Source organism: Paraburkholderia phytofirmans (assembly GCF_046028095.1).
GTDB classification, from domain to species: Bacteria; Pseudomonadota; Gammaproteobacteria; order Burkholderiales; family Burkholderiaceae; genus Paraburkholderia; species Paraburkholderia phytofirmans_A.
Map to the genome: position 1 here is coordinate 32,259 of NZ_JAQQDJ010000001.1, position 19,515 is coordinate 51,773.

Annotated in this window: 22 protein-coding genes; 7 read left to right on the top strand and 15 right to left on the bottom strand. The window is 61.7% G+C overall.

The genetic code is table 11. The features are described 5' to 3' along the window. Nucleotides 1-80: 80 nt before the first annotated feature. A complete protein-coding gene (locus tag PQR54_RS00145; RefSeq protein ID WP_095418012.1) occupies nucleotides 81-290 on the bottom strand; it encodes a hypothetical protein in 210 nt (69 codons plus the stop codon). 224 nt (nucleotides 291-514) lie between these two features. Continuing rightward, complete coding sequence (locus PQR54_RS00150) at nucleotides 515-1,267, bottom strand: IclR family transcriptional regulator domain-containing protein (RefSeq protein WP_408243576.1); 753 nt, start codon at nucleotides 1,265-1,267, stop codon at nucleotides 515-517. Between the two features lie 207 nt (nucleotides 1,268-1,474). Between PQR54_RS00150 and PQR54_RS00155 the strand changes: the two genes are divergently transcribed. Next, complete coding sequence (locus PQR54_RS00155; RefSeq protein WP_408243577.1) at nucleotides 1,475-2,407, top strand: DMT family transporter; 933 nt, start codon at nucleotides 1,475-1,477, stop codon at nucleotides 2,405-2,407. A gap of 83 nt (nucleotides 2,408-2,490) precedes the next feature. Here PQR54_RS00155 and PQR54_RS00160 read toward each other — a convergent pair whose 3' ends face one another. The 7 genes from PQR54_RS00160 to PQR54_RS00190 form a co-directional block, all read right to left on the bottom strand. Continuing rightward, on the bottom strand, nucleotides 2,491-2,742 hold the full coding sequence (locus tag PQR54_RS00160; RefSeq protein WP_408243578.1) for a hypothetical protein: 252 nt from the start codon (nucleotides 2,740-2,742) through the stop codon (nucleotides 2,491-2,493). Beyond that, nucleotides 2,739-2,945: a hypothetical protein gene (locus PQR54_RS00165; RefSeq protein ID WP_408243579.1), complete on the bottom strand. Its 207-nt coding sequence runs from the start codon at nucleotides 2,943-2,945 to the stop codon at nucleotides 2,739-2,741. Before PQR54_RS00165 ends, PQR54_RS00160 begins: the two co-directional genes overlap by 4 nt. A gap of 565 nt (nucleotides 2,946-3,510) precedes the next feature. Next, nucleotides 3,511-4,197 (bottom strand): DUF2242 domain-containing protein, encoded by a 687-nt coding sequence (locus PQR54_RS00170; RefSeq protein ID WP_408243580.1) that lies wholly within the window; start codon nucleotides 4,195-4,197, stop codon nucleotides 3,511-3,513. A 156-nt stretch (nucleotides 4,198-4,353) separates the two neighbouring features. Then, entirely contained in the window at nucleotides 4,354-5,007 is a 654-nt protein-coding gene (locus tag PQR54_RS00175) for a lytic transglycosylase domain-containing protein (RefSeq protein ID WP_408243581.1), read from the bottom strand. Nucleotides 5,008-5,121: 114 nt separating this feature from the next. Further along, nucleotides 5,122-6,372 carry a cytochrome-c peroxidase gene (locus PQR54_RS00180; RefSeq protein WP_408243582.1) on the bottom strand — a complete coding sequence of 417 codons (1,251 nt, stop codon included), beginning with the start codon at nucleotides 6,370-6,372 and terminating at the stop codon, nucleotides 5,122-5,124. A 23-nt stretch (nucleotides 6,373-6,395) separates the two neighbouring features. Beyond that, entirely contained in the window at nucleotides 6,396-7,625 is a 1,230-nt protein-coding gene (locus tag PQR54_RS00185; RefSeq protein ID WP_408243583.1) for an alkaline phosphatase family protein, read from the bottom strand. Nucleotides 7,626-7,773: 148 nt separating this feature from the next. After that, nucleotides 7,774-8,757, bottom strand: a complete 984-nt coding sequence (locus tag PQR54_RS00190; RefSeq protein WP_408243584.1) for a helix-turn-helix transcriptional regulator — start codon at nucleotides 8,755-8,757, stop codon at nucleotides 7,774-7,776. Between the two features lie 115 nt (nucleotides 8,758-8,872). Here PQR54_RS00190 and PQR54_RS00195 point away from each other — a divergent pair, with 115 nt between their 5' ends. From PQR54_RS00195 to PQR54_RS00205, 3 genes are all read left to right on the top strand, one after another. Beyond that, a complete protein-coding gene (locus PQR54_RS00195) occupies nucleotides 8,873-9,520 on the top strand; it encodes a glutathione S-transferase family protein (RefSeq protein WP_408243585.1) in 648 nt (215 codons plus the stop codon). 177 nt (nucleotides 9,521-9,697) lie between these two features. Next, nucleotides 9,698-9,958, top strand: coding sequence for a DUF6723 family protein (locus tag PQR54_RS00200; protein ID WP_408243586.1), 261 nt, complete (start codon nucleotides 9,698-9,700; stop codon nucleotides 9,956-9,958). Between the two features lie 74 nt (nucleotides 9,959-10,032). Then, nucleotides 10,033-10,635, top strand: coding sequence for a hypothetical protein (locus tag PQR54_RS00205; protein ID WP_408243587.1), 603 nt, complete (start codon nucleotides 10,033-10,035; stop codon nucleotides 10,633-10,635). 4 nt (nucleotides 10,636-10,639) lie between these two features. Here the strand turns inward: PQR54_RS00205 and PQR54_RS00210 are convergent, their stop codons facing one another. Next, nucleotides 10,640-11,017: a response regulator gene (locus PQR54_RS00210; protein ID WP_408243588.1), complete on the bottom strand. Its 378-nt coding sequence runs from the start codon at nucleotides 11,015-11,017 to the stop codon at nucleotides 10,640-10,642. Between the two features lie 194 nt (nucleotides 11,018-11,211). On the opposite strand from PQR54_RS00210, the gene PQR54_RS00215 reads away from it, so the two are divergent. Next, a complete protein-coding gene (locus PQR54_RS00215; RefSeq protein ID WP_408243589.1) occupies nucleotides 11,212-11,859 on the top strand; it encodes a DUF429 domain-containing protein in 648 nt (215 codons plus the stop codon). 150 nt (nucleotides 11,860-12,009) lie between these two features. On the opposite strand, the gene glmS is transcribed toward PQR54_RS00215, so the two are convergent. The 5 genes from glmS to PQR54_RS00240 all read right to left on the bottom strand — a co-directional run bounded on the left by glmS (nucleotide 12,010) and on the right by PQR54_RS00240 (nucleotide 17,711). Then, nucleotides 12,010-13,827 carry a glutamine--fructose-6-phosphate transaminase (isomerizing) gene (glmS, locus tag PQR54_RS00220; RefSeq protein ID WP_408243590.1) on the bottom strand — a complete coding sequence of 606 codons (1,818 nt, stop codon included), beginning with the start codon at nucleotides 13,825-13,827 and terminating at the stop codon, nucleotides 12,010-12,012. Nucleotides 13,828-13,896: 69 nt separating this feature from the next. Further along, nucleotides 13,897-15,258, bottom strand: coding sequence for a bifunctional UDP-N-acetylglucosamine diphosphorylase/glucosamine-1-phosphate N-acetyltransferase GlmU (gene glmU / locus PQR54_RS00225; RefSeq protein ID WP_408243591.1), 1,362 nt, complete (start codon nucleotides 15,256-15,258; stop codon nucleotides 13,897-13,899). 126 nt (nucleotides 15,259-15,384) lie between these two features. After that, on the bottom strand, nucleotides 15,385-16,404 hold the full coding sequence (ttcA, locus tag PQR54_RS00230; RefSeq protein ID WP_408243592.1) for a tRNA 2-thiocytidine(32) synthetase TtcA: 1,020 nt from the start codon (nucleotides 16,402-16,404) through the stop codon (nucleotides 15,385-15,387). Between the two features lie 3 nt (nucleotides 16,405-16,407). Further along, a complete protein-coding gene (locus tag PQR54_RS00235; protein WP_408243593.1) occupies nucleotides 16,408-16,803 on the bottom strand; it encodes a dihydroneopterin aldolase in 396 nt (131 codons plus the stop codon). Between the two features lie 89 nt (nucleotides 16,804-16,892). Continuing rightward, nucleotides 16,893-17,711 carry an SDR family oxidoreductase gene (locus tag PQR54_RS00240; RefSeq protein WP_408243594.1) on the bottom strand — a complete coding sequence of 273 codons (819 nt, stop codon included), beginning with the start codon at nucleotides 17,709-17,711 and terminating at the stop codon, nucleotides 16,893-16,895. A 13-nt stretch (nucleotides 17,712-17,724) separates the two neighbouring features. On the opposite strand from PQR54_RS00240, the gene PQR54_RS00245 reads away from it, so the two are divergent. Together PQR54_RS00245 and PQR54_RS00250 are read left to right on the top strand one after the other, a co-directional pair. Then, nucleotides 17,725-18,915, top strand: a complete 1,191-nt coding sequence (locus tag PQR54_RS00245) for a class I SAM-dependent methyltransferase (RefSeq protein WP_408243595.1) — start codon at nucleotides 17,725-17,727, stop codon at nucleotides 18,913-18,915. 22 nt (nucleotides 18,916-18,937) lie between these two features. Next, nucleotides 18,938-19,132: a DUF2905 domain-containing protein gene (locus PQR54_RS00250; RefSeq protein ID WP_408243596.1), complete on the top strand. Its 195-nt coding sequence runs from the start codon at nucleotides 18,938-18,940 to the stop codon at nucleotides 19,130-19,132. The last annotated feature ends 383 nt before the right edge of the window (nucleotides 19,133-19,515 follow it).

The following is a 19,515-nucleotide window of genomic DNA, read 5'->3' on the forward strand; positions in this document are numbered from 1 at the left end:
AACCGGATCGTGCTGCACTCGCCGGCAAGCGGCGCCGTGCGATCGACCGGTGAAGCTGGCCCGAAGAATCGGGCGGCAGCTTAGTTTTGCGTGCCCTTGTCGTTCGTGCCAGCTGCCGAAGCGGCTGCCGAAACCGGAGCGCGCTTGCCGTGCGTCTTCAGCTTCTTGACGTGATGCTTCTTCGGCGCGCTTGCTGCAGCAGCCGGTGCTGCGTCCGACGCTTGTGCGAAAGCTTGAACAGAAACCAGCGCGATCGAAGCGGCTGCGAGCGAGACGATAACTTTTTTCATGTGTTGTTCCCCAAACCTGGACGACTGAGTCAATGTGAATGAATAAGCTGCACGGTGAAGCAGACAGGGCTTGAGGCGCCTTCCCGCTCCCCGCGGGAGAGTATTACCCAGTGTAGGCGGTTTGTCATGCCCAAAACTCGATATGTATTTTCCGGGAGACAGCTTGCTTTCGACCCGCTTTCACTCATTAAACACCCCATACCAGGGGATTCACCTAGACCGTCTCAAACGAGGTTGCGCAGCAGGCTGGCGTTCTCCAAAAGAGTCGGCAACACGCGGTGTAGCGCGGCATTGGCCGACTCCTGTCCGATCGGCATGCTGACACTAATGGCCGCGACCACCGAACCATGCCGGTCGCGCAGCGGCACCGCGACGCCGCGCACGCCCAACTCCAATTGCTGGTCGGTGACCACGTAGCCATTGCGGCGAATTTCGCCGAGCACATCGCGCAACTGGTCGATCGTCGAATAGGTGTGGGGCGTGAATACCTTGATCGGATACGACGCCAGCCACTGCTCGATGCTCTCCGGCGCCTGGAACGCCAGCAGAACCAGTCCCGCCGACGACAACGGCGCCGGCGCGCGCGAGCCGAGCACGAAGCCCACCGCCATCGCCCGGTTCACGCCGTTGCGCGCAACGTACACCACGTCGTGTTCGTCGAGAATCGCGACCAGCGCGGTTTCCTGCACGGTTGCGGTAATGCGTTGGAGGAACGGCTGCACGGTGCGCGGCAAGCGCGCCGAATCCAGATACGACTGCCCGAGCCGCAAGACGCGCGGCGCGAGCCAGAACAGCTTGCCGTCGGTATCCACGTAACCGAGTTCACGCAGCGTCAGCAAATAACGGCGCGCCGCCGTGCGAGATAGACCCGCGCGGCCGGCCACCATGGTCGGCGTCATGCGCGCGTGCTCTTCGTCGAATGCTTCGATGATCGCCAGCGCTTTCGCGGCGCCGGCGATCCAGTCTTTCTCATCCATTGCGTTCGCCTGAAAAACAGTCGGTCGTTGGGTCAGTCGTGTCCTGACTTCCATGGCCGACTCGCGCTATTATCGCGCGAGTCGGCTGGGAAACGAACGGCCATCGGTCGCGATCGCGCTCAGGTGTTCGCTCCATGTCGGGTTTTCCGCGCACGCGGATAAAATCTACGCCTGCCCGTCACGACAACCGAATTAGAAAGACCACCGTTGAAAGCCGAAACTCGCCAGCACCTGCGCGCCAATGTTCTGATGCTAATCGCCGCGATAATCTGGGGTTCCGCGTTCGTCGCGCAACGCCTGAGTCTCGATGCGATCGGCCCGTTTCTCTTCACTGGCCTGCGCTTCCTGCACGGCGCGCTCGTCGTGCTGACGCTGATCGTTTGCGTGCGGCGCTCCGCACTCGCTGAACTGTCGAAGCGCGAACCCGGTGGCGCACGCGAGCTACTCGGCGCGGGCGCGCTGCTCGGCGTAGTGCTGGCCGCCTCGATTTCATTGCAGCAGATCGGCCTGCAATACACGAAGGTCGCCAACGCGGGTTTCATCAGTTCGCTGTACGTAGTGATCGTGCCGCTGCTGGGCGTGCTGTTCAGACATCGGACGGGAATCGGCGCGTGGCTCGGTGCGGTGCTCGCGGCCGTGGGCATGTATTTCCTGAGCGTCAACGAACATTTTTCAATGCTGTACGGCGATTGGTATCAGCTCGCAGGCGCGCTCGTGATCTCCATTCAGATGATGCTCGTCGGACGTTTCGCGCTACGCCACGACACGCTGATGCTCGCGCTCGTGCAGTTCGTGACGTGCGGGCTCGCATGTCTCATCGTCGGTCTCGCCATCGAGCCAATCAGCTTCGCGGTGATCGTGCGCGCTGCGCCGACCATCCTGTACGGCGGGGCGCTGTCGGTCGGCGTCGCCTATACGATTCAGGTGGTCGCGCAAAAGCATGCGGCGCCGTCGCACGCGGCGGTGATCTTCAGCATGGAAGGTGTGTTCGCCGCGCTTGCGGCGTGGCTCGTGCTCGGCGAAACACTGTCGGCACGCGCACTGTTCGGATGCGCGCTGATGCTCGCGGGTTTGATCGTGTGTCAGGTGATGCCGGCGTGGCAACGCGGGCGTGAACGTGTGCCCCACGCGTCGTCTTGAGGACGAAGCCAGCGCCGCATTCTGCACTGGCGCGTGCAATGTGTTTGCGCAGGTGGTCGGTGTCGTCGGCTTGCTTGCCGCCCTCAGGCCGCCCGCGGATACGCAAGCAATGCCGGTGTATCGGCGGTCGGCGGAAACACACACCAGCAGCCGTCGTCGTGACGAAAGAAGAACAGGCCGCGTGAGCCCGCCTGAAGCGAAGTCTCGACGCGCACATAACGCCGGCCTCCCAGGCGAGTGCGGCTGAATTCGGTGACATGAACCGCCGCCGAAGGCTCCGGCGCGAGCCATTTATCGACTAGAAATCGCAGTGACTGTTCGCTCGACGTTCTCATGATCTGCTCCGGGCCGGCTTGTCCTGATGCGCGTCGCGCGCGGCCTCGGTGTTGTCGTCGCTGTCGGCGACATCCGCTTCGTGTTCAGTGGAGGCGAGCGCGATGGCCCGGTTGGTGGCTGCCGCCCGCAGCGTGCTGCAATGGGTGGCATGTCGAATATCCGAGAGAAGACGGACAAGCTGTCGTGCTGTTCTGCGTTTCATTACACACCCCCGCACTGCACCAATAACTTCAGAAAACACTTTAACTCTATGCCTGGATCAGCCGTTGCCGAAATGGTTTTGACTAAATAGCAACAGTTGCGCTTGCAAAAAGAGATACGCAATCTTTGTACCGTCCGACTTCAATGTGCGCGTATGGCGGGGGGCGGTCTGTACGCTGGCGAGCGCTTGGGCAAGTTGAAAAACTTGCCCGGCATCTGTTGGAAAAACGACTTCAAACGCGAGTTATCCACATTTCCCTATGAATAACTTTGGGATAGCGCATGGAACAGCCTGTGTGCGGATTCTTGATAAGACGCCTCGCGAGGCAAGCCCCATCAAAGTTATCCCGACTTGGTAGTTTTTCTACAGACGTGATTCGCAGGGTTATGGAGTTTGCATGACGTTGATGTGACGGAACATTTGCGAGTTATCCACAGAAGGGGTTAACCCTTGTTAACTATTACTACATATGTATACGTATGAAGTAAAAGACATAGGATCGCGATGCGATTGAAGGCTGATCGGATCTTGACCAGCCTCGACGCCGCGAAATCCTGCGGATGGATCAGGGCACTACGGCGGCTCCGCTCGCGGGCTGCACGGCCGCCGCCTTGCCGATCGCGTCGGGCATCTCGGGAACGGGCACCGGCGGCGTCGCTTCGACCGGCACCGGCAAGAGGCGCGTCTCGATGCGGTTATTGGCGACCGGTTGCGTGCGCACTACCGTTTGCAGATAGTGGTTCACGAGCCCGAAGAACCGGTCGTAGAACTTGCCTGACGGAATGGTCTCGCTCGAAATCTTGACCATCGCATCGCTGTTCGAGCGAATCGGCAGCGACAGCGAACCCAGTACGCTCAGTCCGACACTCGCCGACGTATCGCTTTTCTTCAGCGCAAAGCCGTTCTGCACGGCGTTGACGTAGACGATGCTGGTGTCGCTCGCCTCTTCTCCCGGCGTGCAGACCACATGAAATTCGACAACCACGTGAGTGTCGCCCGTCGGCTGGAAGTTTTTGGTGCCGTCGACGGTGTCGTTGCGCGTCATCGTCGTCAGATAGCCTTGGCTCAGGAGCGCCCGGCGCGCGGCCTCGCAGCTATCCGTCGTGCTCGAATTGAAATTGCGCGCATAGGGGCTCGCGCCCGTTTCGAACAATTCCTGCTGGAATTTCGGCTGCGGCGTGCTGCCACAGGCGGCAAGGGTCAGCAGGCCGACACACGCGGCGGCTGTGATTCTGGAGAGCGAGGTCAACATGGTCGATCGGAAGAGGCGCTGCGTCAGCGCGAATGGGAATGCATTGTAGAGCGGTTGCGAACTGTGCGTAAAAAGCGCGCAACGGGTGCCGTACAGGACGTGACAGAGCATTGCCGCGACAGCAACGCCGCGGCGGGAAAAGCGCTGGAATGTCGCTTAGTGCGACGTCGCGTGAAGTCCGGTTGCGGGCGTAGCGGCGCCGTTCAACCCGGCAGCATTGACGGCCGGAACGGTAAACGCGTTGGCCCAGTTGCCCGGTTCCGCGCAACGGTCAGATGTGCGCCCTGCCGCGCACATGCTGGCCGGCGCGTCCGATTGCTGGGCGGCGTCTTGCGACGGTGCGACCGCGGCAAAGTCTTCGACGCGCAAGCTCACTTTCTGCGCGTACGCTTGCGACCCGCCGTAGCTCTTGAGCGCGGCGTTCATGTCGCCGTTGGCCGAGCGCATATAGCCGTACAGAATCGCCGAGCCCACTTCGATGTTCGCGGTCGGCTCGGTGAGGTCCTTGACGTTCCTCAACAGCCCGCGATGCGCGCCCGGCACGACCTGCATCAGCCCGGTTGCGCCGTTGGCGCCCTTGGCCTTTTCCTTGAAGCGGGATTCGATCGAGATGATCGCCAGCAGGAGCGCCGGCGGGAGGGAATACTTCGAGGCGGCGGATTGCACCGCGTCGGAAATTTTTTGAGCTTTTTCTTTTGCCAGACCGAATTTTTGCGTGAGATACGCGGACATTCGGTCGGTGTTTTCGTCGGCCGTCGCGGTCTGCATCAGGCCGAGCGAAAGCACGATCAGGCAAAGTAACCGGCTCATAGCGGAGGACGGGAAAAAAGGGGATCCGGGCATTATAGCTCTGCCCCCAAATTAGACCCAGAAAGAGTCGAAATTCGTCTTAGGAATCGCGGCCGGCCCTTTCGCCTTTCGCCTTCAGTGCGAGGGCTTCGGCTTCGGCACGTAGCCGTCGTTCAGCGTCGCCAGGAAAGCGGCGACGTCGTCGATATCGCGCTCCGACCAGACCGGGCGCTCGCCGGCTTTGCGTGTGAGCGGCTCGTCGGTCGTATCGACGTTGACGCGCAGCGCGACCGGCAAATCGTTGAACTTGTCGACCTTGCCGCGCGTGTCTTTCGGATACCACTTCGCCGGACTGGTGTCGCGCTGCACGTAGAAGCGCAGTGCGTCCTTCAGCGTATGGAACCGGCCGTTGTGAAAGAACACGTGGCGCGTCGCCGTATTGCGCAATGACACCGATTTGAAGAGCCCGCAATTGCTTTTGTCGCTCGACTGATCGGTCCGCAGTGGACCGCATAAGCCCATATCGAAGTACTTCGGATCTGCGTTCGCATGCAACTGCGGATTGCGCGGCACGCCGAGCGCCTGGAAATTGAAGTCCGTGAACAACGGATGAGAGCCGTCGACGCCCACCTGGTCGATATGGCAGGAGGCGCAATTGCCGCCCGCCGGATTGTCGAACAATTTCTTGCCTCTCGACTCTCGTGCCGTTAGTTGCGCTTTTCCTTCCAGGTAGTAATCGAATTTGCTGGTATACGGATGAAAGCTCGGGTCCTCGAGCTCGAAGCGCTCGATCGCATACATCGCCTGACTGAACGCCTTGGCGCGGTCAACGAAGATGTTCTGCCCGAACACTTCCTTGAAGCGCGCCGCGTAAGGCGCCTGCTCGAGTTTCGCGAGCACGGCAGTCGGATCTTTGTTGGCCATCTCGTTCGGATTGAACAGCGGGAAACTCGCCTGATCGTGCAGACGGTCAAAGCGCCCATCCCAACCGAAACCGCCCACCGGCGCGTTGTCCGTTTCGCTCAGACGCTCGGACAGACTCGCCGCCTGCGCGTGGCTCCACATCGGCGTGCGGTTCAGCACGTAACGCAGGCTCGGCACGGCGCGCGTGCCTTGCGTGCGCATATCCGCCCCACCCAACTGAGCCGCGAGCCCGTTGGGCGGCCCGTAAGCATGCGACGGGCTATGGCAGCTCGCGCACGACATCTTGCCCGATGCGGACAACGTGGCGTCGAAGAAGATCAGCTTGCCGAGCGCGGCGGCGTCGCTATAGACGGGTTTCGGATCGGCCGCGGCAGTAGCCGCTGCAGCAACGGCCGGCAGCGTTGCAACAAGCAGAACAGCGAGCCCCGCCCATTGCACGCCGACGCGCCCGATGAATCGCATTGCAGGAAACGGCATCGCGTCGCTTACAGGTTCGTGAAAATGTCGCCGCCGAACCCGACGAGACCGGCCTGCCCCGCATAACCGAGGTGGTCCAGCTGGAAGATATCTTCAATGCTCTTGAGCATTGAATAATGGTTGTATTGCACCGTCGACACCGTGCCCGGCTTGATGAATTTCGAAATCATGACCGCGCCGGTCTGGTCGCCGCCGAAGCTATGCTTGGTCAGGTTGATCGTCAAACCCTTGTAAGTCAGCGACGAAGTCTGTGGGAACGCCGGCAGATTCGGACCCGGCTGCTGGCTGCAGCAGGTCGCGCCGGAAAAGATCAGGTCCTCGCTCGTGCCCGACTGCGTCACAGTCGCGTAGCTGCTTTCGTCGAAGTTGATGATCAGCAGGCCGTCCTGCTGGAACGCGGGCGAAGCCGTGATAATCGGGACCCACTTCTGCAGAAACGTGTTCGCACTCGTCAGGCCGCCCGGCTGACCGTTGACGCACGGCGCGTCGTGGCCGTCGTCGCACAGGTTCGGCGTGATCAGATTGAAGTTGGCGGTGGTCGAGACCGACTGCAGATCGGTAGTCAGCTTGTTCAGGTTGACCACGTTCTGCCCGCAGTCCGGCGAATCGATGATCGAGCGGAAGTACATGAACGGGTTATGACGCGTCGCGTACTGGTCGCCCAGCGGCACAGCCGCGCTCGGCGCTTCGGCCGACTGCGTCAGGTCCGTGGTGTTGAGCGCCGGGTGGCCGCAAGTGGCGGCTTCGCGCGCCGGGTCGTTGCCCATGTCGCCTTCATAGCCCTTCCACGTGTAGCCCGCAGCCTTCAACTGGTCCGGCAGCGTCTTGATGCTCGCCGGATAGACACAGCCCGAGCCGATCGCCTGGCCGTCCGCGGTCACGCCAGTGAGCTTGTAGTCCTGGAAGGTGATGCAGTCGTTGTCCGTTTCCGGCGTCGGCGCCTGACCGCTGATCATCGAAATATAGTTGTCAAGGCTCACGTGCCCAGTGCCGTAGTACTGCTGCACCATCGCGCCCTGCGCGGCGAGCGTTTGCGAAAGATACGGCGCCTTGCTGTTCGCGCCGAACGTGGTCGCGTAGTTTTCGTTCTCGAGCGTGATCACGAAGACATGCCGGATCTGCTGCTGCCCGCTCAATTTCAGCGACGAAGACGACGATCCGCACGCAGCGACGACCAAACCGATCAAGGCCGCGCAAACGACCATGAGAAATGCACGCAACCCGTTGCGTTGTGACATGTTTTTTGCCCTTGGGGATTAGTGTTTTATTCGCGGGGCAAACTTTATGCAGCGTGTATGACGTCGGCGTGAATCGTGTCGCATGGTTGCCGTATGCCGGTCATCTCACGCAGTGTATGAGACGCCTGCGGGACATCGCGTCACGCCGTCATTGCGCATAACGGCGATGCAGCGCCGCCGCAACCTCCGACATCTGCGCGCGCAACTCGGGTGGCGCCATCACTTCGGCCTCGGTGCCGAAGCGCAGCAGCTCCGCGCACGCCTGTCTCACGGAGCCGACGGGCAGCGTCACGGTGCGCCAACCATCGGCAGGATCCGGCTCGCCGATGATCGCCGCCGAGCGCGCGAACGGCGACGTAAAGACGTCGAGCATCCGCATGCCCCAAGGCGACAGACGCAGCGTCGCTTCGCTCGCGTGCATTTCTTCGGAGAGACGCTGCGTGCTGTCCCGCCAGTAGGCGCCAAGATCGAACGTGGGCGGCCGCTCGAACGTCTCGTCCAGCAGGCTCAATTCTAGAATGCGCGAAATGCGGTAGATGCGCACATCCTGCCCGACGCGCCCGACCACATACCATGCGCCGCTTTTCAGCACGATGCCGAGCGGTTCGATCCGCCGAGACTTCTCGGCCTTCCAGCTCTGATAGCGAATCTCCAGCGGATGCTGCTCCCACACCGCACGCGCGATCAAAGGCAGATGGGCGGGCTCGTCCGCGTCCGAAAACCACGCGGGGGCGTCGAGATGAAAACGCGAGCGCATGCGCTCCGCGGTCGAGCGTAATTCGACCGGCAGCGCGGCCAGCAACTTGGTCTGCGCACCGGCCATCACCGCGCCCAGGCCGAGCGCCTGCATCGGGCCGGCCAGGCCGCCGAGGAACAGCGACTCCGCTTCCTGCGAGGACAGGCCGTTCAGCCGTGTGCGGTAGCCGTCGAGCAGGCGGTAGCCGCCTTCCGCCCCACGCTCGCTATGAACGGGGACGCCAGCGGCGCTCAGGGCGTCGATATCACGATAGATGGTGCGCAACGACACCGCGCATTCATCGGCGAGGAATTGCGCGGTGACGCGGCCACGCGCCTGCAGCGTCATCAGGATGGAAAGAAGGCGGCTCGCTCTCATGCGGACAAGTGTAGTCATACCTGCCACAAACTGACAGGTATGGACGCTTAGGATAAAGACATCTCCGGCGCCTCGTCGTTGCCTCCGAGCCCGGTTCTTCAGTCCACCACGCTCATTCGGGAAGGCTCAAGCCATGACCACAGATCGCACGATCACGCTGTTCCACTCGCCGCAATGCCGCTCCGTCAGCGCACTCACGCTGCTAGAAGAACTTGGCGCGCCTTACCAGTTAAAGGTGCTGAACATGAAAGCCGGCGAACAGCGTAAAGCGCCCTATCTCGCCATCAATCCGCTCGGTAAAGTGCCGGCGATTCTCCACGGCGACGCGCTGGTTACCGAACAGGTCGCGATCTTCATCTATCTGGCCGATCTGTTTCCTGAAGCCGGTCTCGCGCCGGCGCTCGACGATCCATCGCGCGGACCGTATCTGCGCTGGCTGGTGTACTACGCGGCGTGCTACGAGCCCGCGCTGGTCGACAAGGCGATGAAGCGCGAGCCCGCCCCGGCCGCCACGTCACCCTACGGCGATTTCGATTCGATGCTCGGAACGGTGACGAGCCAGCTGCAAGCCGCGCCCTACCTGCTCGGGGACACGATGTCGGCGGCGGATATCCTGTGGGGCATCGCCTTGCATTGGGGAATGATGTTCAAGCTGGTGCCCGAAACGCCGGTCCTGCTCGAGTATTGCGGCCGCATCTGCTCGCGGCCGAGTTTCGTGCGCGTGAGCGAGCGGGACGCGGCGCTGGCGGCCGAGCACGCGGCGGCCGTCAAAGACGCTTGACCAGACTTGCGGGCGGCCGTCACCGACCACCGCCCGGCTCGCGTGTAGGCTCGCCGGTTGAATCCGCCCGGATTTGAGACAATGAAGCCCGCCGGCGAATATCTTCCCCGGACAACCGGGTGTAGGCTTGGCGTTTCATGCCGCTGCCGGCCCACCGAACAAGAGATGTTTTCAGGTATGAGCAAGATCGCATTTATTCCCAGCATCCCCGCGACGTCGGAAGACGACTTTGAAATTTCAGCCACGTCGAAGCTGGCCGGCTACCGGCGTTTCTTCGGCGTGTTGAAAGTGGTTCGAACCACCGACGGACGCGTGCTGTTTCCGTTCGACGGCGCGCCTGAACTCGGGCCGTACGCGACCAAGCTCGAAGCTGTCGCGGCGGCGCAGGTGTACGGCGAACATATTGTTATCAGCGACCTGGCGCGGCCGGAGTTGTAGACGCGAGTGCGTGGCCGGTGTTGCGTTGATCGCTCGAGTTTCATCGTCGGTGGTGATCACTTCGGGAGCAGCAAATGATCTGTGCGCGCAAAGTCGGTTCATCAGCCGCCGTCGTGCGGCGTGCGGCCTACCTCGTGAGCGTGCTCGCCGCCATGCTCTCTCAATCCAGCTTCGCGCAGGACGCCAGTGCACCCGCCGGACAACAGGCACTCGCAAGCGCCGAGGTGATTCACGCACAGGTTCGCGTCGTCGCCATCAATACCGCCACGAATAGCGTCACGCTGCGCGGTCCACGCGGCAATCTCGCCGATGTCGACGTCAATCCTTCTCTGGCCGATGTCAGCCGGCTCAAGGTCGGCGACAAGCTCAACGTTGCTTATCAGCAGGCGCTACTGTTGAACATCGACAAGCTCGCGACAAAAGGGGTGCGCGAGCGCGTGGAGACGACCGCGGCAATTCCGGCGTCGGCGGGCTACGCGTCGTCGGCGCATAGCGTGAAGGTGGTCGCCACCGTGATGAAGATCGATCGCAAGAGCCGCATGGTGACGCTGCGCGGCCCGAAGCATCAGCAAGTGCTCAGGGCCGCGAAGGGTATTTCGCTGGATGGGTTGAAAGTCGGCGATAGCGTGCGCGCGGAATTTGTTTCGGCGGCGGCGGTGGAACTGGTGAGGGAATAGCGACCTATCGCTGCCGTTGCCGATGCGTCACATGCTCAGCCAGCAGCCGATGCATCGTGGCTAATAAAATTGGCCCATCTACCGGCTTACGAAGGAACCCGTCGTAGCTGACGAAAGCAGGCGGACTAGGCTCTCCCGAAACCAGAATGAAAGCGAAGTCGGCTAGTCCAGGAAGTGTTCGCAACCGATGGCAGAACTCGCTACCCGACATGACTGGCATCCGCCAATCCGCGACCACTATATCGACTGGGGCTTCAATGAACATAGCCAAGGCCGCCCGGCCGTCGCTCGCGCTCCTTACTTCAAAGCCATCAGCGGCACAAATGGCGCTCCATGCGGCCAATGCCTCCTCGTCATCGTCTACCAGCAGTACGCTTGCCATACCCATTTATCCGAGTCGCCATATTCCGTTTGGCAGCTTGGTCGCGGCCAAAGTTCACACGGCCGTTCAGGCTCAGCTCAATCACCTCCAATGCAGTAAAAGATACTGAGTGAAATAGCATCGCACCAGTAACGATAGCCGCAGGGAGAACATCGCGCGCCGACGCTGGGATTCAATTCAGGAGCAATTGCACGATGAAGTCGGAACGAGTCGTAGCTGGAATCGATATCGGTGGAGACCGGAAAGGGAATCACCTCGTCATTCTTCGTGGCACCGAGATTGTGTGCAACATCAGCAAGGAGCCGCCCGCTTACATGCTCGAAAAGTGCCTTGAATTCGAGGTGGCCGCGGTAGGTGTTGATGCGCCCTGTTTGTGGCGAATTGGTGAAGCCGGCAGGCAAGCCGAGAAACAACTTGCCCGGCAACGAATCTTTTCATTTGCCACGCCGACTCGTGAACTGGCCATGGCTAGTGAGAGCGGGTTTTACGAGTGGATGTTCAACGGCGAGCGTGTTTATCAGGCATTCGCACCGCATTTTCCTCTGTTCACCAATCGATGCGAAGCCAACGGCCGAGTCTGCTTTGAGACGTTTCCCCACGCCATTACCAGCGCGCTTCTCAAGACTGAGGTCGCTTCTGCAAAGAAAAAACGAACGCAACGCCGTGAGGTTCTGAAAGATGCGGGAATTGAAGCAGCTTCGCTGAGGTCTATCGACGAAGTGGATGCGGCGCTATGCGCGTTGGCCGCTCATTTCCTGCAAGAAGGCAAAGTCGTGACGTATGGCGATGAGCTCGGCGGATTCATCGTCGTGCCGGCTCAAATTGACGGCAGAAGGACCTAAGTCGGGCTCGTTGAGCGATTGACCTTATACCCGCGTGCTCAAGGGCCGCCGGCAACGAATAAGACGCCGTATAACGCGAAGCGCCTCTACCTGCGAGGTAGAGGCGCTTCGATTACACACTAACAACCGTCAAACGACCCAGCCCGGCAATTACTCCACCGTCACGGACTTCGCCAGATTCCGCGGCTTGTCCACATCCGTGCCCCGCGCACACGCCGTGTGATACGCCAGCAACTGGAGCGGCACCACATGCAGAATCGGCGACAACAAACCATAGTGCTCCGGCATCCGGATCACATGCAGACCTTCGTCATTGACGATCTTCGTATCCGCATCCGCGAACACATACAGCTCACCGCCGCGCGCGCGCACTTCCTGGATATTCGACTTCAGCTTTTCCAGCAGCGCGTCGTTCGGCGCCACCGTGACCACCGGCATCGCTTCCGTCACGAGCGCGAGCGGCCCATGCTTCAACTCGCCAGCCGGATAAGCCTCGGCGTGAATATATGAAATCTCCTTGAGCTTCAGCGCGCCTTCGAGTGCGATCGGATAGTGCAGGCCGCGCCCGAGGAACAGCGCATGTTCCTTGCGCGAAAACTCTTCCGACCACGCGATGATCTGCGGCTCCAGCGCCAGCACGCTATTCAATGCCGCCGGCAAGTGGCGCAGTTGCTTCAGGTATTCCGCTTCCTGCTCTTCACTCACACGACCGCGCATCTTGCCCAGCGTCGCCGCCAGCACGAATAGCGCAACCAGTTGCGTGGTGAACGCCTTGGTCGACGCCACCCCGATCTCGCGGCCCGCGTGCGTCAGGAACGAGAACTCCGTCTGACGCACCATCGCGCTCGTACCGACGTTGCAGACCGCCAGCGTATGTTTATGACCGAGCGCCTGCGCATGCTTGAGCGCCGCGAGCGTATCCGCCGTTTCGCCCGACTGGGAGATCACGACCACCAGTTGCTTCGGATTCGCCACCGACTCACGGTAGCGATACTCGCTGGCAATTTCCACCTGAGTCGGAATCTTCGCAATCGATTCGAGCCAGTACTTCGCGGTCAGCCCCGAGTAGTAGCTCGTGCCGCACGCGAGGATCAGCAGGCTGTCGATCTCCGCGAACACCTTGCCCGCGCCCTCGCCGAACAGCGATGCGTCGAACGAATCCGCTTGCGGAATCGTGTCGGTGATCGCGCGCGGCTGCTCGAAAATTTCCTTCTGCATGAAGTGGCGATACGGGCCGAGTTCGACCGCGCCGCCATACGCCGCTACCTGACGCACTTCGCGCTGCGCTTCATTGCCGTCGCGATCGGCGATGCGCACGCCATCGAGCGACAGTTCGCAAACGTCGCCTTCTTCGAGGAAGATGAACCGTTCCGTGCTGCCCGCGAGCGCCAACGCGTCGGAGGCGAGGAAGTTCTCGCCCTCGCCGAGCCCGACCACCAGCGGCGAACCTTGCCGCGCACCGACCACCGTATGCGGCTGGTCCTTATGCAATACGGCGATCGCATACGCCCCGTGCAATTGCCCGACGGCTTCACGCACCGCCGCGAACAGATCGCCGCGATACAGGCTGTGAATCAGATGCGCGATAACCTCTGTGTCGGTCTGCGAGACAAAAGTGTAGCCCTTGCCGCGCAGCATTTCACGCAGCGATTCGTAGTTCTCGATGATGCCGTTGTGTACCAACGCCAATGTATCTTTCGAGAAAATCGGGTGTGCGTTGTCCGTGACCGGCGCGCCGTGCGTCGCCCAACGCGTATGGGCGATACCCGTGATGCCTTCGAGGTGGCTCTCGCGCACCTGCTCGTCGAGGTCGGCCACGCGCGCCACGCTGCGCGCGCGGCGTGGGCCGTCCTTGCCGAGCACGGCCACGCCGCACGAATCGTAGCCGCGATATTCGAGGCGACGCAGTCCTTCGATCAGGACGGGAACGATGTTACGTTGCGCTACCGCGCCGACAATGCCACACATGGCTCATTCCTTTTCAGTGCTCTAAGTGCTGGAATTCAATGAGCGCGTTTGTTACGCGCCTCACGCCTATCAGCTCTTCTTTTTGGTCGGACGCACGTAGCCCGTTTTGCTCGTTTGCGTCTTGTCATTCAGAACCAGCGCGTCGGCTTCAACGTCTTTCCAGACCGTGGTGCCCGCCGCGATCGTCGCGCCGCGCTTCACGCGCACCGGCGCAACCAGTTGCGTATCCGAACCGACGAACACGTCGTCTTCGATGATCGTGCGGAATTTGTTCGCGCCGTCGTAGTTGCACGTGATGGTGCCCGCGCCGATATTCACGCGCGCGCCGATATCCGCGTCGCCGATATACGTGAGGTGATTCGCTTTGGAACCGCGGCCGAGCACCGCGTTCTTCACCTCGACGAAGTTGCCGACATGCGACTCGTCGTGCAGCGAAGCGCCGGGGCGCAAGCGCGCATACGGTCCGAGCACGGCATTCGCGCCGACTTCGGCGCCTTCGATATGCGTGAATGCGTCGACGCGCGTACCGGCGCCGATATTCGCATTGCGGATCACGCAGTTTGGTCCGATGGTGACGTTGTCAGCCAGCGTCACGCGGCCTTCGAACACGCAGTTCACGTCGATCGAAACATCGCGGCCGCATTCGAGCGTGCCGCGCACATCCAGACGCGCCGGATCGGCGAGCGTCACGCCCGCGACCAGCAGCGCATCCGCCACGTTGTGCTGATGAATCCGCTCCAGCTCGGCAAGCTGCTGCTTGCTGTTCACGCCGAGCGTTTCCCACTCGTCTTCCGGCTGCGTGGTCACGACTTCGAGTCCGGCTTCGATCGCCATTTCGACCGCGTCGGTCAGATAGAACTCGCCTTGCGCATTGTCGTTCTTCAGCGCGGCGAGCCAGCCGCCCAGACGCTCGGTCGGCGCGACGATGATGCCGGTGTTGATCTCGGCGATCTCCAACTGCTCGGGCGTCGCGTCTTTCTGCTCGACGATGCGCGCCACTTTGCCTTGCGCATCGCGCACGATGCGGCCGTAGCCGCTCGGGTCCGCGAGCGTGACGGTGAGCACGCCGTAGCCGCCCTGCCCCGCGCGCTCGGTCAGCGCCTGCAGCGTGCCGGCGCGAGTGAGCGGCACGTCGCCGTAAAGCACCAGCGTGGGCGCGGATGGATCGAGCAGCGGCAACGCCTGCTGCACCGCGTGCCCCGTGCCGAGCTGCTGTTCCTGCACGGCGAACTGTACGTCCGGCGCGGCAACCGCTTTGCGCACGGCTTCTGCGCCGTGGCCGATCACCACCACGAGATGCGTGGGCTTGAGCGTGCGAGCCGTGTCGATGACGTGAGCGAGGAGCGGCTGGCCAGCCAGGGGATGAAGCACCTTGGGAAGCGCGGACCGCATGCGCTTGCCGGTGCCTGCCGCCAAAATCACAATGTTCATGGCACGGCAAATAGACGAGTTTGGAGGCGTCGATTCTAACACGCACCCTCTAGCGAAAAAGGCCGCTGTGGCGGCCTCGATGCGTACTGCAATGTGCGGAAACGCCCATACCACGGGCGTTTTTCGTCAAAGATCGTCGAACTGGACGATGGAAATCGACTTAGTTGCGCCGGGCATTGCTCCGTCGCCGGCATCGGTCGAACACGGCTCCTCGTCGAACGCGATATCGCCTTGCGGATCGGCCTCGCCGGTCGCATGCAGACCCGCGAACGGGAACAGCTTGTGATCCATTAAATGCGAGGGCACGATGTTCGACAGTGCGTTGAACATATTTTCGATGCGGCCCGGGAAGCGCTTCTCCCAATCGCGGATCAGCGCTTTCATTTCCGCGCGCTTCAGATTCGGCTGGCTGCCGCACAGGTTGCACGGAATGATCGGGAATTCACGCAGCTCGGCGTACTTCTCCAGATCGGCTTCCTTCACGTAGGCGAGCGGGCGGATCACGATGTTCTTGCCGTCGTCCGATTGCAGTTTGGGCGGCATGCCCTTCAGCTTGCCGCCGTAGAACATGTTCAGCAGCAGCGTTTGCAGAATGTCGTCGCGATGATGGCCGAGTGCGATCTTGGTCGCGCCGAGTTCGCCGGCCACGCGGTAAAGAATGCCGCGCCGCAGCCGCGAGCACAGCGAGCAGGTGGTCTTGCCTTCCGGCACCAGCCGCTTGACGATGCTGTACGTATCCTGATTCTCGATGTGAAACGGAATGTCGAGCTGCTTCAGGTATTCGGGCAGTACGTGCTCGGGAAAGCCCGGCTGCTTCTGGTCGAGGTTCACCGCGACGATGTCGAAATTGATCGGCGCGCGCTCGCGCAGCCGCATCAGGATTTCGAGCATCGCGTAGCTGTCCTTGCCGCCCGACAGGCACACCATGACCTTGTCGCCGTTCTCGATCATGTTGAAGTCGACGATTGCCTCGCCGACCTGGCGCGCAAGCCGCTTGAAAAGCTTGTTGTTCTCGTACGCTTCCTTCTGCTCACGACGCGTGAGCGGCGTTTTGGTCCGCGCGGCCGCTTGCGTGGCCTCGGTGGCATCAGCAGTCGAAGTAGTCGAGGCGGTCGCGGCGCCGTTCAGGATTTCCGGAGCATTCATGGCTCAATCCTCTTTGATACGGAAGACTTCGACGCCCACCGCGTCGCAATCAGGATAAACGTCCGGCTTTTCCGTCGACACGCGCGCGGCCCGCACTTGCGGATGCTCCAGCATGGTCTTGACGAGGTCGTCGCAAAGCGTTTCCTGCAAGTGGATGTGACCTTGCTCGACGCGGCGTGAGATGGTGGAGCGCATGAAGTCGTAGTCGACGACTTCGTTCAGCTTGTCCTGAACCGGCGTGGACAGCGCGAGCGGCACGTACAGTTCGACGTTGATCACGACGCGCTGTTCGCCGCGCTTTTCGAAGTCGTGCACGCCGATGTTGATGTGCACTTCGTAATTGCGCAGAAAGAGCCGGCGGCAATCGGCGAGCCGGGGATGCGAAAGAGCGGCAAACATGTTCGTTCCAGTCGAAAAAAGCGTGCGGAGCACGCAAAGGGGCGTTTCACGGCGCGGCGGTCGCCGTATTACGGCCGGCCGCGCGCGCTTCAGGCGCCCGTCAAAAACATAACGTCGCGCGGCAGGGGCACGAGGTGCTGCCCGCCGTCGACCACCAGCGTCGTTCCGGTGACGCCCGCTGCATCCGCGAGATACAGCGCGGCGGCGACAATGTCCTCGGCCCGCGACGCGCGGCCCAAGGGCGTAGTACGGTGAGCGGCTTCAAAACCTTGCGGCGTTTGATCGCCGGATTGCATCGTCAGACCGGGCGCGAGCCCGACCACCCGCACTTTCGGCGCCAACGCCTGCGCCAGCGCGACCGTGGCTGTCTGCAACGCCGCCTTGGTCAGCGTGTAAGACAGATAGTCCGGGTTCATGTTGTACAGCTTCTGATCCAGCACGTTGATGACGACGCTGCGCAGGCTTTCGTCGGTGCGCGCGGCTTCCGGCGTCGCCTCGAACAGCTGGCGCGCCAGCACCAGCGGCGCGCCGACGTTCATCGCGGTCAACTTCAGCAGCAGCTCGTAACCGACGGTCTGCGCCGTGTCTTCCTCGAAGCGCGACGCGTTGTTGACGATACACGACGGCCGGCCCAAAGCGTCGATACAAGCCGGTAAAAGCCGCTCGACTTGCGCTTCATCGCCCAATTCGGCCTGCAAGGCGACGGCCCGGCGGCCCAGGGCGGTGATTTCATCGACCAGTTCGTCGGCTTCCTCGCGCGAGGCGCCGTAATGGACGGCCACGTCCCAGCCACGCGCGGCAAAGCCGAGCGCGAGCGCCCGCCCGATACGGCGGGCGGCGCCGGTAATCAGCACGACGCGCGGCGTTTCGGGCGCGCGGGGGGCGGCGGTGTCCAGAGAGGCGGTCATTTACAATGCGGGGATGAATCCGAAAGCTCACCAACCCGATAGTTTACCTGCTCCCGGCCCGAGCGCGCTTGCGCAGTCCGAAGCGCTGGTCGCGCAGATCCGTGCGGAGATCGACGCCGCCGGCGGCTGGTTGCCGTTCGACCGCTACATGGAACGTGCGCTATACGCGCCGGGACTCGGCTATTACAGCGGCGGCGCCCGCAAATTCGGGCTGCGCGGCGACGACGGCAGCGACTTCGTTACCGCACCGGAACTGTCGCCGCTGTTCGCCGCCACACTGGCGCGCCCGGTTGCCGAGGCCTTGCAAGCGAGCGGCACGCGCGACGTGATGGAATTCGGCGCCGGCACGGGCAAACTCGCCGCAGGCGTGCTGAACGCGCTCGACGCATTGAGCGCGGAATTCGACAGCTACTCGATCGTGGATCTGTCGGGCGAGCTTCGCGAACGCCAGCGGGAGACGATCGAAGCCGCTGCGCCTACGCTCGCTGCCAAAGTGCGCTGGCTGGATGCTTTGCCGGAGCGATTCGAGGGCGTCGTGATCGGCAACGAGGTGTTGGACGCGATGCCGGTGCGGCTGTTCGCGTTCAACGGTGGGGCGTGGCTCGAGCGCGGCGTGGTGTGGCGCAACGAGGCGTTCGAATTCGAGGACCGGCCTGTGTCCGCCGCTGCGGACCTCGCGCTGCTGTCTGAAATCGAAATCGCCGGCGAAGACTACGTGACCGAAACGCACGAAGCCGCGAGCGCATTTACGCGGACCATCTGCACGATGCTTGCGCGCGGCGCGGCCTTTTTCATCGACTATGGTTTTCCGCGTCACGAGTATTACCACGCGCAGCGTGCGCAGGGCACGTTGATGTGTCACTACCGGCACCGCGCGCATGGCGATCCGTTCCTCTATCCGGGTTTGCAGGACATCACGGCGCATGTGGAATTTACCGGCATCGCCGAAGCGGGCGTCGAGACGGGGGCGGATTTGCTGGGGTTTACGTCGCAAGCGCGGTTTCTGCTGAATGCCGGGATTACCGACGTATTATCTGAAATCGATCCTGCGGACACGGCGAGGTATTTGCCTGCGGCGAATGCGGTGCAGAAGTTGTTGTCGGAGGCGGAGATGGGTGAACTGTTCAAGGTGATCGCGTTTTCGCGCGGACTGGATGACACGCTGCAAGCGTTTTCCAGTGGCGACCGGTCGCATACGTTGTGAATTTTTGCTTCAGGAGCTGGCCATGATTCGCTGGCTGTTGACTACGTTTATTGCCGTGGCGGTGCTGTCGTCTTGCTGGCCGTGGCTTAGGAAGATTGGGATTGGGCGTTTGCCTGGCGATGTCACTTTGCGGATTTTTGGGCGGGAGTACCCGTTTCCGTTTATGTCGACGTTGGTGCTTTCTATGGTGTTGTCGATTGTTGTGAGGCTCTTGTGAGTGGGGGTTTTTGGCCTTTCCTTGATTTGCTTGTGGTCTATTAGCGTTGCCCCTGTGCGGGGCGGCACTTACTTCTCTTTGCCGGCCGCAAAGAGAAGTAAGCAAGAGAAAGCGGCTCAAACCGCTAATTCTTAAGTGGGTCCCCCGCGCAGCCACGGTAGTGGTGCATCTGGAATCCGTGTTCTCGCACATTCGGCGTGCGTGACAAAGCAGTCATACATCCGGCGGCGCTACGCGCGCCGAAGCGTCATTCTTAACGCCACCCGATACGTTCGAATTCATCAGCGCCCACAATGCTTTTGCTGCCGCTGCTTGATTCGCTGCACTCGTCAAACCTTAGGTTTCCCAAGCATACCCATCCGCGACGCACGCAGTGCGGAGTG

Excerpts from the sequence above, each read along its gene's own strand:
- PQR54_RS00235 (WP_408243593.1), bottom strand. The coding sequence starts at position 16,803 with ATGTTTGCCGCTCTTTCGCATCCCCGGCTCGCCGATTGCCGCCGGCTC.
- PQR54_RS00165 (WP_408243579.1), bottom strand. The coding sequence starts at position 2,945 with ATGAAACGCAGAACAGCACGACAGCTTGTCCGTCTTCTCTCGGATATT.
- PQR54_RS00215 (WP_408243589.1), top strand. The coding sequence starts at position 11,212 with ATGAAGTCGGAACGAGTCGTAGCTGGAATCGATATCGGTGGAGACCGG.
- PQR54_RS00240 (WP_408243594.1), bottom strand. The coding sequence starts at position 17,711 with ATGACCGCCTCTCTGGACACCGCCGCCCCCCGCGCGCCCGAAACGCCG.
- PQR54_RS00185 (WP_408243583.1), bottom strand. The coding sequence starts at position 7,625 with ATGTCACAACGCAACGGGTTGCGTGCATTTCTCATGGTCGTTTGCGCG.
- glmU (WP_408243591.1), bottom strand. The coding sequence starts at position 15,258 with ATGAACATTGTGATTTTGGCGGCAGGCACCGGCAAGCGCATGCGGTCC.
- PQR54_RS00175 (WP_408243581.1), bottom strand. The coding sequence starts at position 5,007 with ATGAGCCGGTTACTTTGCCTGATCGTGCTTTCGCTCGGCCTGATGCAG.
- PQR54_RS00145 (WP_095418012.1), bottom strand. The coding sequence starts at position 290 with ATGAAAAAAGTTATCGTCTCGCTCGCAGCCGCTTCGATCGCGCTGGTT.
- PQR54_RS00150 (WP_408243576.1), bottom strand. The coding sequence starts at position 1,267 with ATGGATGAGAAAGACTGGATCGCCGGCGCCGCGAAAGCGCTGGCGATC.
- PQR54_RS00190 (WP_408243584.1), bottom strand. The coding sequence starts at position 8,757 with ATGACTACACTTGTCCGCATGAGAGCGAGCCGCCTTCTTTCCATCCTG.
- PQR54_RS00200 (WP_408243586.1), top strand. The coding sequence starts at position 9,698 with ATGAGCAAGATCGCATTTATTCCCAGCATCCCCGCGACGTCGGAAGAC.
- PQR54_RS00195 (WP_408243585.1), top strand. The coding sequence starts at position 8,873 with ATGACCACAGATCGCACGATCACGCTGTTCCACTCGCCGCAATGCCGC.
- PQR54_RS00210 (WP_408243588.1), bottom strand. The coding sequence starts at position 11,017 with ATGGCAAGCGTACTGCTGGTAGACGATGACGAGGAGGCATTGGCCGCA.
- PQR54_RS00245 (WP_408243595.1), top strand. The coding sequence starts at position 17,725 with ATGAATCCGAAAGCTCACCAACCCGATAGTTTACCTGCTCCCGGCCCG.
- PQR54_RS00160 (WP_408243578.1), bottom strand. The coding sequence starts at position 2,742 with ATGAGAACGTCGAGCGAACAGTCACTGCGATTTCTAGTCGATAAATGG.
- PQR54_RS00205 (WP_408243587.1), top strand. The coding sequence starts at position 10,033 with ATGATCTGTGCGCGCAAAGTCGGTTCATCAGCCGCCGTCGTGCGGCGT.
- PQR54_RS00180 (WP_408243582.1), bottom strand. The coding sequence starts at position 6,372 with ATGCGATTCATCGGGCGCGTCGGCGTGCAATGGGCGGGGCTCGCTGTT.
- PQR54_RS00250 (WP_408243596.1), top strand. The coding sequence starts at position 18,938 with ATGATTCGCTGGCTGTTGACTACGTTTATTGCCGTGGCGGTGCTGTCG.
- ttcA (WP_408243592.1), bottom strand. The coding sequence starts at position 16,404 with ATGAATGCTCCGGAAATCCTGAACGGCGCCGCGACCGCCTCGACTACT.
- PQR54_RS00170 (WP_408243580.1), bottom strand. The coding sequence starts at position 4,197 with ATGTTGACCTCGCTCTCCAGAATCACAGCCGCCGCGTGTGTCGGCCTG.
- glmS (WP_408243590.1), bottom strand. The coding sequence starts at position 13,827 with ATGTGTGGCATTGTCGGCGCGGTAGCGCAACGTAACATCGTTCCCGTC.